14 protein-coding genes are annotated in these 12,438 nt (G+C 62.8%); all 14 read left to right on the plus strand.

The features are described 5' to 3' along the window. Positions 1 to 34: 34 nt before the first annotated feature. Entirely contained in the window at positions 35 to 325 is a 291-nt protein-coding gene (locus O4H32_RS12510; protein ID WP_269359660.1) for a hypothetical protein, read from the plus strand. Positions 326 to 334: 9 nt separating this feature from the next. After that, positions 335 to 538: a hypothetical protein gene (locus O4H32_RS12515; RefSeq protein ID WP_269359662.1), complete on the plus strand. Its 204-nt coding sequence runs from the start codon at positions 335 to 337 to the stop codon at positions 536 to 538. Between the two features lie 82 nt (positions 539 to 620). Next, positions 621 to 1,208 (plus strand): hypothetical protein, encoded by a 588-nt coding sequence (locus O4H32_RS12520; protein ID WP_269359664.1) that lies wholly within the window; start codon positions 621 to 623, stop codon positions 1,206 to 1,208. A 6-nt stretch (positions 1,209 to 1,214) separates the two neighbouring features. After that, a complete protein-coding gene (locus O4H32_RS12525) occupies positions 1,215 to 2,117 on the plus strand; it encodes a hypothetical protein (RefSeq protein WP_269359666.1) in 903 nt (300 codons plus the stop codon). 23 nt (positions 2,118 to 2,140) lie between these two features. Then, the gene (locus tag O4H32_RS12530; protein ID WP_269359668.1) at positions 2,141 to 3,664 is read left to right on the plus strand and encodes a hypothetical protein; all 1,524 of its coding nucleotides are present in this window, start codon (positions 2,141 to 2,143) and stop codon (positions 3,662 to 3,664) included. After that, on the plus strand, positions 3,661 to 4,119 hold the full coding sequence (locus O4H32_RS12535; RefSeq protein ID WP_269359670.1) for a GNAT family N-acetyltransferase: 459 nt from the start codon (positions 3,661 to 3,663) through the stop codon (positions 4,117 to 4,119). The genes O4H32_RS12530 and O4H32_RS12535 overlap by 4 nt, the downstream gene beginning before the upstream one ends. After that, entirely contained in the window at positions 4,106 to 5,467 is a 1,362-nt protein-coding gene (locus tag O4H32_RS12540) for a tail fiber domain-containing protein (protein WP_269359671.1), read from the plus strand. Before O4H32_RS12535 ends, O4H32_RS12540 begins: the two co-directional genes overlap by 14 nt. After that, on the plus strand, positions 5,467 to 6,753 hold the full coding sequence (locus tag O4H32_RS12545; RefSeq protein ID WP_269359673.1) for a hypothetical protein: 1,287 nt from the start codon (positions 5,467 to 5,469) through the stop codon (positions 6,751 to 6,753). The genes O4H32_RS12540 and O4H32_RS12545 overlap by 1 nt, the downstream gene beginning before the upstream one ends. A gap of 1 nt (position 6,754) precedes the next feature. After that, the gene (locus O4H32_RS12550) at positions 6,755 to 9,457 is read left to right on the plus strand and encodes a phage tail tip lysozyme (RefSeq protein ID WP_269359675.1); all 2,703 of its coding nucleotides are present in this window, start codon (positions 6,755 to 6,757) and stop codon (positions 9,455 to 9,457) included. 166 nt (positions 9,458 to 9,623) lie between these two features. Further along, positions 9,624 to 10,715 (plus strand): hypothetical protein, encoded by a 1,092-nt coding sequence (locus tag O4H32_RS12555; protein ID WP_269359677.1) that lies wholly within the window; start codon positions 9,624 to 9,626, stop codon positions 10,713 to 10,715. Between the two features lie 38 nt (positions 10,716 to 10,753). Further along, complete coding sequence (locus O4H32_RS12560; RefSeq protein ID WP_269359679.1) at positions 10,754 to 11,152, plus strand: hypothetical protein; 399 nt, start codon at positions 10,754 to 10,756, stop codon at positions 11,150 to 11,152. Beyond that, a complete protein-coding gene (locus O4H32_RS12565; protein WP_269359682.1) occupies positions 11,149 to 11,460 on the plus strand; it encodes a holin in 312 nt (103 codons plus the stop codon). The genes O4H32_RS12560 and O4H32_RS12565 overlap by 4 nt, the downstream gene beginning before the upstream one ends. Continuing rightward, positions 11,457 to 12,131: a hypothetical protein gene (locus tag O4H32_RS12570; protein WP_269359683.1), complete on the plus strand. Its 675-nt coding sequence runs from the start codon at positions 11,457 to 11,459 to the stop codon at positions 12,129 to 12,131. The genes O4H32_RS12565 and O4H32_RS12570 overlap by 4 nt, the downstream gene beginning before the upstream one ends. Further along, on the plus strand, positions 12,131 to 12,292 hold the full coding sequence (locus tag O4H32_RS12575; RefSeq protein ID WP_269359685.1) for a hypothetical protein: 162 nt from the start codon (positions 12,131 to 12,133) through the stop codon (positions 12,290 to 12,292). The genes O4H32_RS12570 and O4H32_RS12575 overlap by 1 nt, the downstream gene beginning before the upstream one ends. Positions 12,293 to 12,438: the final 146 nt, after the last annotated feature.

A 12,438-nucleotide genomic window follows, 5' to 3' on the forward strand; every position in this document is an offset into this window, starting at 1 on the left:
GGCCCGCATCTTCCAACCACACGAGGAAATCATCATGGCTACGAAGTTCACCGATACCCCGAAAATCGGGGTGGCGCTGCTGCAGAAAATCGACAGCGCCGACACGAAGCGCCGTTCCGGCCACCGCCTGGGCTCCCAGGTCTGGGGCTCGGACGGCAAACGGTACGTCTACGCCCAGGCCGGCGGCTCGATTTCGGCCAGCACGACGGCCTGCGCGATCAACGCGGCCACGTTCGAAGCGGCCAGCAGCGGCGGCAGCTACACGTCCCCGCCCGTAGCAATGTCGAGCGGAGACCAAGGCTGGTTCGCCGCGTCGTCGGTTTAAGGAGGCGACATGGCAACGAAACCTGAAACCTTCATCGGCCTGGGGTGTGCGCCTGCTCTGGCGAACGCCATTGCGCAGGCGATCGATGCGTCTGCTCAGGCCGCCGTGGATGCCCTGCAGATCAAGGTGACTCTCACGGGTACGGCCAACGGCACGGCGACCAGCACCGGCACCGCCAATCCGCGCGAGATCGACATCACCACGACAGCGTGACATTCGCTGATTCACCACCAACAGGGGCGGCTTTCGGGTCGCCCCATTCTTTTCAGCGGCAATCCCGCGAAGGATAAACACCATGATTCAGGAAAACGGCGCGCTGGTCGAGTTCTATCGGGACGCGGTCCAGAACAATTTCAAATCGGCCGAGGCGGGCCGCCCCATCTTCGACGAGAAGGATTTCGTGCGCATCCAGACGCCGGGGGACACTCGCACGGTGATCGCCCGCGTGGCGTCCGATCAGGACAAGCAGCGCTTTCCGAGGGCCTGGGATGCGTTTTCTCGCGGCCTGGAAATCGCTGAACAGGGGACCCCCCTGGAAGAATGGCCGCAGGTCACCCGCAGCCAGGTCAAAGAATTGAAGCACGTCAACATCACGACGGTCGAGTCGCTGGCCGGCGTGTCGGACGGCAACATCCAGCGGCTGGGGCCTGGCTATCACCAGCTGCGTGAACGGGCCAAGCAGTTCCTGGAATCCGCCGATGCCGACGCTGCGGCCACCGAATGGGCGCGGGAGCGCGAAGCCATGCAGGAGCGCATCCGTCTGCTGGAAGAAGCGAACGAGGCCCTGAAGGCCGAGAATGCCACCAAGACCGCCGATGCCGACGCTGCGGCCGACCAGACCGAGAAACGCGCCCCCGGGCGCCCGCGCAAGGTCACGGAGTAAGCCGCCATGACGCTGCTGGAACTGGTCCGTCAGGCCCTCGCAGAGTTGGGGCTTGCCAATATCTCGGGCGTCGTGGGGAATAACGATCAGACCGTGCGTCAGGTGTTCGCGCTCATGTCGCGCCTGGGCGGTGATCTGACCCGCGACCACGACTGGCAGCGTCTGGTGCGCGAACACATCCTGACCACCAAGGCCGCCACGATGGCCGCCATGCTGACGGAAAACAGCGCGGTGGTGACGGTGGCCGACACGTCAGGACTCTCTCCCAAGTGGGGAATCTGGGGCACCGGAGCGCGTCCGTTCGCGCAGATCGTCAGCGTGGATTCCCCAACGCAACTGACGATGAACATGCCGGCGGACCGTTCGGGAACGTTCGACCTGCAGTTCTCCCAGGTTGAATATCCTCTGCCTGACGACTGGAAGAAGCAGATCCCGCAGACGGAATGGGACCGCACGAACCGCTGGCCGCTGATGGGTCCGCAGTCCGGGCAAGCATGGCAGTCCTTCAAGTCCGGCATCGTGTACAGCGGTCCTCGGGAGCGGTTCCGCATCCTGGGTAACTGCATCGCGCTGAATCCCCCCCCGCCCGATGGCTTGCTGTTCGCCTTCGAGTACGTCAGCAAGAACTGGGTATTGAGCCAGGACGGCACCCCCAAGGCTGCATTCACCGCCGACACCGACACCACGATCTACGACGATTCCTTGATGGTGCTGGGCGCAAAGGTTCTTTTCCTGCAAGCCAAGGGGCTCGATTTCAGCCTGGAGGATTCTCAGTTCCAGAACCTGCTGGACCAGTGCAAGGCCCAGGATGCGAGCTCGCCGGCACTGTCGATCTCCCGCCGTCCGGCCAATCAGTTCCTCTCCAACCGCAATATCCCTGACGGGAGCTGGGGCAGTCCGCAATGGTGAAGCGCCGTCGCTCCCTTGGGCGCATGCCGCAGACCAGCGCTACGACGATTCCCGCGCCTGTGGGCGGCCTGAATGATCGCGATGCCATCGCCGACATGCCGCCAACGGACGCGGTAATCATGGAGAACTGGTGGCCGGAGCCGGGAAAGGTTTCTGTTCGCCGCGGATCATTGACGCACGCGGACGGCATCACGGGCAACGTGGAAACGATCTGGGAATACAACCCGCCTGACGGTGTGACCCAGTTGTACGCGGCGGCCGGAAGTGGGATCTACAACATCACCTCATCGGGCACGGTTGGGGCCCCCGATGTCAGCGGACAGACCAGCGCGCGCTACCAGATCGTCTCCGCCACAACCGCCGGAGGATCTTTCCTGTATGCCTTCAATGGGGCAGACAAACCGCTGCTGTTCGACGGGACAACCTGGACCTCTATTGACGGCAGCAGCACGCCCAGCATCACCGGCATTGCGGACACCACTCGCATCGTCGACGGACTGGTGTTCAAAGGCCGTCTGTACCTGGTTGAGAAGGGCTCGATGTCCCTATGGTATCTGCCGCCAGCGCAGATCGGCGGCGCAGCCACGGCGATCGACATGGGACAGATCTTTCAGCGCGGGGGGCATATCGTCACGGCGAAGACATGGACCATCGACTCCGGAAATGGCTCGGACGATCACATGGTGGTCATTTCCAGCAATGGCGAGGTCGCGGTATACGCAGGATTCGATCCGTCCACACTCGGGAATTGGTCTCTGATCGGTGTCTTCTACCTGGGCCGGCCGATTGGCCAGCGGTGCGCGATCAAGTTCGGCGGAGACTTGCTGATCATCTGCGAGGACGGAGTTTTCCCCCTGGGCCGGGGTCTTCTGTCCGCCTCGGTGGATCGCCGCGTAGCCCTTACTGACAAAATCCAGAACCAGATTCGGCTGGCCGCGAACACCTACAAATCGACATTCGGCTGGGAACTGTGCCTGGCCTCCGACTATTCCGCCCTGGTGCTGAATGTTCCGGGGCAAACAGAGAATATTCAGTACCTGCAGAACACGCTGACAGGGTCGTGGGCGAAGTTCAGCGGCTGGGATGCTACGTGCTGGTGCTATTCGGAACTGGGCCTGTTTTTCGGCACCAATGGCAAGGTCATGATGGCCTGGACTGGGAGCTCGGACGACGCCAAGCCGATCACCGCCGACTGCCTGCAGGCCTTCGGACACTTCGGCACCAAGGTCCAGACCAAGTATTTCACGATGGTCCGGCCATACATCGCCACCGGTGGTAATCCATCGATCTTGTATGCGCTGAACGGTGATTATCTCCCTGCCGTTCCGGATGGCGCGCTCACAGCAAACGCACCGGACGGCATGGTCTGGGGCTCGATGGTCTGGGGCTCGATGGTCTGGGGGGGTTCCCTGCAACAGGTCCAGGACTGGCTGACGGTGGGCAATATCGCCAAGGCTGCCGGCCTGCGCTTGCTGGTGCAGAACAATTTCTCCCCCGTCGAATGGTCTGCCACCGATTTCGTCTACACCCGCGGAGGCTTGCTGTGATCTTTGCCGGCGGCCAGATGATTCAGGACGGGATTATTTTCGATCCCGATGTGATTGGCCCCTGGGTGTGCGAACGTGCCATGAACACGCGCTACACGCCAGGCACCGCGCAGGCCATAGGCAGGGTCAAGGCGGGCCAAATCGTGGCTGGCGTCCTGTACCAGGACTTCAACGGCGTGAACGTGTTCTGTCACATCGCCGGTGAAGGTCGGGGATGGCTGGACCGACGCTTTCTTTCCGTCATCTTCCACTACCCCTTTGTCCAACTGAAGGCGCGGCGCATCACCGGGGTAGTGTCGTCCGTGAATGAGCGCGCCCGCCGATTCGATGAACACCTGGGTTTCGAGCTGGAAGCAATCCTTTCAGACGCACATCCCGAAGGCGACTTGTGCATCTACACCATGACAGCGGAAAAATGCCGCTGGCTGAAGGAATTACCCTATGCGAACCCTTGATATCCTGGGCGTCCCTGCCCTTCCCTATCGCGCTTTTCGGCCGGATTTTCGCGGCCTGATCAAGCCGGCCGGCGGTGGCAAAGGGGACGCTCCTGACGCACCTGACTACGCTGGCGCAGCCCAAGCAACGGCAGCCGGGAACCTCGCCGCTGCGAAATACGCGACCCAGGCCAACCGTCCGAACCAGTACACCCCCTGGGGCACTTCCACCTGGACGAACGACCGCGCGTTCAATCAAGCCGGGTATGATGCCGCCCTGGCGTCCTATAACCAGGCCCTGGCGAACCAAGCGGCAAAAGCCGGAAACAGCGCAGGGGGTGGCTTGCTGGGAAATTGGCCTGAAGAGACCCCGGTGAACTATGTTGGTGGAGACGGCGGCTCAGGATTTAATGGTTCTGCGCCTGTCGCCCCCAATGCAAGCGATTTTTGGTCTGGCGGCGACAACTGGACCCAGACCATCAAGCTTTCCCCGGAAATGCAGGCGCTGCTGGACCAGCAAAACAAGCTGCAGATGGGCCTGTTTGACGCCCAGAACTCCGCAGCAGGCCGGGTGAACGAAACCATGGGCCAGGGCTTCGACATGTCGAATCTGCCCTCTGCTGGTCGGGTATACGACCCGAATCTGGCGACGAACAATGCGGCCGATCTGATCATGCAGCGCATGAATCCCGATCTGGACCGGCAGCAGGAAGCCCTGCGGGCGCAACTGGCTCAGCAAGGCATCACCCAGGGATCCCAGGCGTACAACAACGCTATGGGCCAATTCGGACAGCAGCGAAACGACGCGCTGACCCAGGCCCAACTGCAGGGCATCGGTCTGGGCATGCAGCAGCAGGGCATGCAGTTCAACCAGTCTCAGCAGGGGCGCCAGCAAGCCCTGCAGGAACAAGCGTGGGCTCGATCGCTGCCGCTGAACGAACTGAATGCGCTCCGAACCGGAAACCAGGTCTCCATGCCGCAGTTTCCTGGCTTCGCGCAACAGGCCACGACCGGCGGCGCGGACATGCTGGGCGCGGCGAATGCTGGCTATCAGGCGCAACTCGGAGCTTACAACGCAGACCAAGCGGCCAGTGGAAACATGCTCGGCGGCCTGTTCGGAATCGGCAGCGGTCTGCTGCAAGGCGCCGGCGCAGCGGGCGGATTTGGTGCTCTGTTTTCCGACCGTCGCCTGAAGCGAGACATCAAGCGAGTTGGCACCGGCGCCCATGGGCTGTCGATCTACTCGTACCGATACGTCTGGGGAGGCCCCGTTCAGATGGGCTACATGGCTGATGAAGTCGAAAAGGTCGCACCGCACGCCGTGAGCGAGATCGGCGGCTTCAAGACCGTGAATTATGGAGCAATCTGATGGCACAGCAAGAATTCACATCCCCCCTTCTTGCGCCAGATTTGCAGCGCAAGAAGTTCGAACTGGAGCGCGCCGCTCAGATGGGCCGTGCGCTCATGGATCAGGGCTCCGAAATTCCCCAAGGTCAGATGGTCTCGGGGCATTACGTCGCGCCATCCTGGACACAGTACCTGTCCCAGGGGCTGAAATCCTATCTGGGCGGTAGGACGATGAACTCGATCCCGGACCGGCTGGCCGACATCCAGAAATCCCAGCAGGATTACGACAGGTCGCTATTCATGCCTCAGCAAGATCAGGGCAAGATGATCGGTCAGGTGCTGGCCTCCGGCGCAGCAGGCGGCTCTGTAGGCCCGACGAACCAGAACGCGGCCCAGCTTGGGCAAGCCTTGTCCGGCAAGCCCATCATGCCCCTGCTGTTCCCCAACGATCCTCAGCGTTCCCTGATGGCATACCAAGCCATGGGGCCGGGAAATTATCTGAAGGCAACAGCCTCTCAACAGGCTCCCACCAGTCTGCAGTCAAACCTGACCGCTGCGGGCCTGCAGCCCGGAACACCCGAGTTTCAGCGCGCCGTGTTGGAAAACGTCAACCCTGGACAGCGCCCGACATCCCTCATGCAAAACCTTGAAGCGGCAGGCCTGCAACCCGGCACTCCCGCGTATCGTGATGCGGTGCTGCAAGGCACGCGCGGCACCACCGTCAACGTGGGCGCGGGCGAAAAAGCATGGGATACGGAATCGGCCAAGCTGTTCGCCAAGCGCTATGACGACCTCTCGACTCAGGCCCAGAGCGCTCAGCAAATGCTCGGGCTACTGGATCTGGCTCAAGTAGGTTTGGATTCCGGTGTTAGGACTGGCAGTTTGGGAAGCGCGGAACAGGCCGTTCGTCAAATGGCTTTGACGATGGGCGTCGGGAATGCCGACAAGATCGCAGGGGGCGAACTGTTAACTGCAGTGCAGAACCGCATGGCCCTGCTGATGCGCTCCCCAGATTCAGGCATGGGTTTGCCTGGGGCCGTTTCGGATCGCGACTTGAATTTCTTGAAAGAATCGAACATCGGCCTGGATCGCTCCCCGGAGGGCAATCGCTTAATGGTCGACGCCTTTCGAAAATTGGAGAAACGGAAACTCGACATCGCCAAGCTCGCAGATGAATACGTACAGAAAAACGGGCGTCTGGATGCTGGCTTCAACCAAATTGCGCGTCAATATGCAGATGAAAATCCGATGTTCCCGCAGAAGGAACCGGATCGCGCACAACAATTGAACGACATTCTAGGGTTCTGACATGGCTTGGGAAACTCTCGCGCCCATCGTCATCCGGCGGCTCTCATCGGACCTGAACTTGACGCCCCAGCAAGCCGCCGGCGTTGTGGGCCAACTCGGCCACGAATCGGCCGGGCTGCAGGCCATCAACGAAGAAAATCCGGCGGTGCCCGGCAGCCGCGGCGGATTCGGCTGGGCACAATGGACCGGCCCGCGCCGTCAAGCGTTCGAGCAGTGGGCGGCTGAGAACAAGGCAGATGTGAGCGACCCTGAGGCGAACTACCAGTTCCTGCTGCACGAATTGAAGGACACCCCAGAGGGGCGCGTATTGCCTGCCTTGCGGGCCGCGCCGGATGCTCAGGCTGCCGGCCGGTTGTTCACGGATCAGTTTCTGCGCCCAGGAGTGCCGGCATACGACAGCCGCGCGTCTTGGACCCAGAAGGCTCTGGATTTCATCATGCCGGCCGCCCAGGCTGGAACACTGCCCCTGGAACAGAAAATGAGCATGGCGGAGCGCATCCAGAAGGCGCGGGATGCTGGCTTCAATGACGAAGAGATACTGGCTCGTATCCAGGGCAATGCCGATATGGCCGCGCGCATTCAGAAAGCGCGTGAGGCCGGATTTACAGATGAAGAAATCTACGGACGCATGGGATTGCAAGCAAAGCCACAGCAGCCCGCACAAGCCACTCAGGAGCAGGACCAGCCGGGGATCGTTGACCGTCTTGGTCGCCAAGTCGGCCTGACGGCGCGCTACGGCCTCGAAGGCTTGGGCCAGGTGGCGGACATATTCACCGAGCCGCTGCGCCGGATGGTTGTGAACCCGGCGGCGCGCGCGATGGGGCTGCCCGAGGCGACCGAATCCACCGGTCAGATGGCCGCGCGTGGCGCCGATGCGCTGGGCCTGCCTCAGCCTCAGGGGGCCGTGGAAAACGTCGTTGGCGACACCGCCAGGCTCATGGCTGGCGCTGGGGGGCTTTCCGGAGGTGCTGGCGCGCTGTCAAAGATCACAAGCGGGGCGACCCAAGCCGGGCTGCTGGGGCTCGCGATGAATCCCGCTCAGCAGGTCGTGTCTGCTGGGGGCGCAGGGGCCGCCGGGGGCGCAGCGCGCGAAGCTGGGGCGCCCGCTCCCGTGCAAATGATGGCTGGTCTGGCGGGTGGCTTGGCTGCTCCCATGGCCGCGTCCGCCGGACAGAGGATCGTGCAGGGCGTGGGCAACCGCATCGCCGCCATGCGGCCTTCCCAGGTGCTGGATCGCGTGAAATCCTCTCTCGCCCAATCCGGCATCGCGTGGGAGACCGTCCCGCCGCGCGTACAGCAGCAACTGATGGCGGAAGCGGCGGCAGCGTTGCGCACGGGCGACCTGAATCCTCAGGCCTTGGCCAGGCTGGCCGACTTCCAGCAGGTTCAGGGCGCCACACCCACGCGCGGCATGCTGACCCAGGACCCCCACATCGTGACCCGCGAACAGAACCTGGCGAAGATGCAGGCCCAACTGGGCGGCGCCGGGCTGCCGGACATCCAGAACCAGAACAATGCGGCCTTGGTGAGGGCGCTCAACGAATTCAACCCGAACAGCGACCCGGCCGCCGTGGGCGCATCCGCTACGGGGGCGCTTCAGTCCCGGCTGAACACGCAGCGGTCCAACATCAACGCCCTGTACTCTCAGGCCCGCGACAGCGCCGGACGAAGTTTCCCGCTTGATGGAGCGGCCTTCACCCAGCGCGCGGGCCAACTGCTGGACGATAACCTTGTGGCAGGCGCCCTTCCCGCCGACGTGCGCAACCACCTGAACCAGATCGCACAGGGTCGGGTTCCTTTCACCGTGGATTATGCAGAGCAACTGAAAACCCGCATGTCGGCTCTGCAGCGCGGGACCAGCGACGGATCGGCACGTTACGCCCTGGGCCTCGTGCGTCAGGCGCTGGATGACACGCCGATCCTTGGCCTGGGAGAACAGACCGGAGCGGTTGGCGCGCGCGCCGTGAACCCAGGAATGCTGCCAGCCGAGCCTGGAAACTCCGCGTTGGGCGAACAGGCCGTGGGGGCATTCAACCGAGCCCGAGGCGCCACGCGGGCCATGAAGCGCCAGATCGAGAACACCCCGGCCCTGCAAGCCCTGGAGGCTGGGGATCTCGCGCCTGAAAAATTCGTCCAGCAGTACATCGCCAGTCAGTCCGCCTCGAACGCAGATGTTCGCCGCCTTGGGCGCCTGCTGGCCGAAAATCAGCCTGCGCGCGAATCGGTGCGCTCGGGGATCGCGCAACACCTGAAGGATCGGGCGCTGTCCGGAAAGCCCGATGACATCGGGGCGGCGAGGTTCAGCGCGGATCAGTACGCTAAGGCATTGAAGGCGCTGGGCGATGGAAAACTAGGCGCATTCTTCGATCCGGCCGAAATCCGGCAACTGCACGCAATCGGCCGTGTGGGACGCTTGATGGTGAATCAGCCCGTGGGCTCTGCGGTCAACAACTCAAACACCGCAGCCGCGGCGATCGGACGCGTCTTGGACATGATGGGCAGCGCCGGCCGTGGATTCAAACTGCTGGGGATCAGCGATCAGATCAAGGCCATCGAGGCGGCCTTGGGCCAACGCAAGGCCCTGGGTGTGCGTGGAGCCTTGATTCAGCCGCGCGCGCCGCGACAAGGAGCTGCCATTCCAGCCGCTATCTACGGATCAGCTCTTGCGGCTGTTCCACCAAGCCAGGATAACCGCCGCCAGTAGCCACCCCAGGAATATAGGGTCAAAGCCCCAGATCGTTTCTTTCATATCGAAATTCTAAGCGCCCCGCGATCGAGCGGGGCATTTTTTTGGAGTACCCACAATGCCCCGAAACGGAAGTGGCGGTTACACGGTACCGCAGAACAGTTGGAACCCGGCGGTCAATGGCATGGGTGCGCTGCCCAATGACTGGATGGCGATTCTCAATGACATGGTGGCGGCCATCCAGGCAAGCATTGCCGCAGATGGTCAAACGCCGATCACTGGAAGCCTGAACTTCGGGGGCTTTCGGCTGCGAAATGCTGGCGCCCCCCAAGGACAGGGCGATGCGCTGCGCTTTGAGCAAATGATGAAGGGCGCTGATGTTGCATCTGCCGCCACCATAGCCTTCCCCATCGAGGGATCGCTGTTCGATGTGACCGGCACCACGACCATTACCGGGATTTCCGGGGCTTTCCCTGGGCGGATGGTGCTTGTGAGGTTCATTGACGCCCTCACGCTCACCAATGGCACGAATCTGATTCTTCCTGGCGGAGCGGATATCACGACACAGACCGGAGACTTCGCGGCGTTCGTGTGTCTCGATGGAACAAAGTGGCAGTGCTGGCTATATCCACGGGCGCAAAATGATGCGATCCTGCGGCCCGCTTCCTCCGATCATTTCGGTCCCACGGAGCCTGCGGAAACATGGTCCGGCATGACCTGGGCGGACAGCGGCACGAACACATTGTGGCGCCGCAATGCTGCCGACGACGGATGGGATTACGAGCATCGCATCCTGGATGACGCGACCACGGATCTACAGTGGCTCGGCACCCCCATCGGCGGCTACATCACACCCCACAGTCCGCCGCCCACGAATGATCTCCGGTATCGGTACATCCTCTGCACTGCGGGTCAGACTGGGGTGGGTGGCTACAACGAAGGCGTTTTGACGGGGGAGACCGTCACGGGCAGCAGCCCGAACATCGTCGCCACTGCTGTTGTGAGTCTGGCTGGCAGCCCGATGGACGGACAGACGATCAGACTGGTCAATACGACCCGTGAATTCTTTCGTCCTGGCGCCACAGAAGGAATCACACAACTCAGCCAGAACGCTGAACACGATCATGCCGGAGCCGTGCGAGGGAGCGCTGACGTTCAAAATTCCGTAACTCCTAATCGATATTCAGCGAATTCAGCATCAACAACCGGATCAAGCGGCGGCGACGAAGCGCGTCCTCGCAATATCTCGGCCGTGTACTACCGGAGGATCAAATAATGCCATACGCAACCATTGGCGGGGTATCCCGCGCTGATATGTCCGGCGATCCGGCATGGATCGAAATTGACGATGAGCAGTACGACGAGGCGCTGGCCGGGATGGCCTCCGGGAAACTGGTCAGCATCGAAGATGGGTTTGCTATGGTCGATCCGCCGGCGCCCGAAGATCCGCCCGCGCCGGAACCGGAACCGCCCCAGCCACGCACGATCCTGTCCAGCCGCGAATACCTGACGCGCTTCACGAACGCAGAATATGCCGCCGTACGGGCGTCGGAAAGCATCGACATGCAACGGGCCTATGACAGCCTGATCGCCGCTCAGTTCGTGGATCTGTCGGACCCCGCAGTCGGAATGGGCCTGGACCTGATGATCTCGCTCGGGATCATCGATGCGACACGCAAAGCCGAACTGTTGCAACCGGAGCCCGCCGCATGAGCCTGGACGCCGTTGACACCGCCGTGGCTGGATACGCCAGCAAAGCCACCGTGGCCGGTGCAATCGGCGGGGCTGCTGGGTGGTGGTCCGGGGTGGACTGGCTGGGCCTCGTCGGCCTGACTGTCGCCGTGGGCGGTTTCGCCATCAACAGCTATTTCAAGCGCCGGCAGGATCGCAGAGACACGGCCCGACGCGCCGACGAACACGCGGAACATGTCGCCCGCATGAAGCGTGACGAACTGGAAAGCCAGCTGCGAATGCAACTTATGCAGCACCAGATGAACAGCCGTATGGAGGCCGAAGAATGAAACAATCCCGAGGAATTCGCAACCACAACCCCGGCAACATCCGCCACGGCGATCCATGGCAAGGCCTGGCGAAGGATCAGCCCGACAAGGATTTCGCCACGTTCGCGTCGGCGGCTTACGGCATCCGCGCGCTGGCCCGCACGCTGATCACCTACCAGGATAAGTACGGGCTGCGGACCATCCGGCAGATCATCGGAAGGTGGGCTCCTCCGAAGGAGAACTACACGAACGCCTACGTGCGCGCCGTGGCCGTCCAGACCGGCCGCGCGGCAAATGACCGGCTGGACATGCAGAGCTACGCGGACCTGCGTCCGCTGGTCGAAGCGATCATCCGGCACGAAAACACCAAAGGCCCGCTGAACACGGCGAACACTTGGTACGACGCCGAGACAATCGACAAGGGCCTGGCGCTGGCCGGGGTCGAGCCACCCAAGCGTGCGGCCGGGCCCGTCCCCGTGACGCGGGAGACCGTGGGCGCCACCGCGACCGCTGGCGTGGGCATCAGCCAGCTTGCCGAAGCCGCGCCGGCCGTCGTGGACGCCATCACCCGTCAGCAGGATAGCTTGTCGTCCGGCCAGATCAGCCGCGTGGTGGTGGGGCTGGTGCTGGTGGCCTTGGCCGTGTTCATCGCATGGTCGCAGGTTTCGAAGCACAAGGCCGGGGTGCTGTGATGCGCGCCGCCGCATACCGGGCGTTCGTGCTGCTGGTCCTGCTGGTGTCCCCGTTGCTGTACCCCATCCTGCTGCTGATCGTGGATCATCGGGTGACTTGGGCCGGCCTGCGGGAAATGTACGGCTACGCGTGGACGCAATTCCGGCGGGGGTATCCGTGATTGCCGCGCTGTGGTCGCGCGTGCAGGGCTGGCTGCTCATGCTGGGCGCCGCTCTGCTGGTGCTGGCCGGGGCCTACGCGGCGGGCGGCCGGGCGGCGCGCCGGAGTGCAGAGTTGGATCAACGGCGGCGCGATGCAGCCGCGAAG

Origin of the sequence: Castellaniella denitrificans (assembly GCF_027214045.1) — a bacterium.
Taxonomy (GTDB): domain Bacteria; phylum Pseudomonadota; class Gammaproteobacteria; order Burkholderiales; family Burkholderiaceae_B; genus Castellaniella; species Castellaniella denitrificans_A.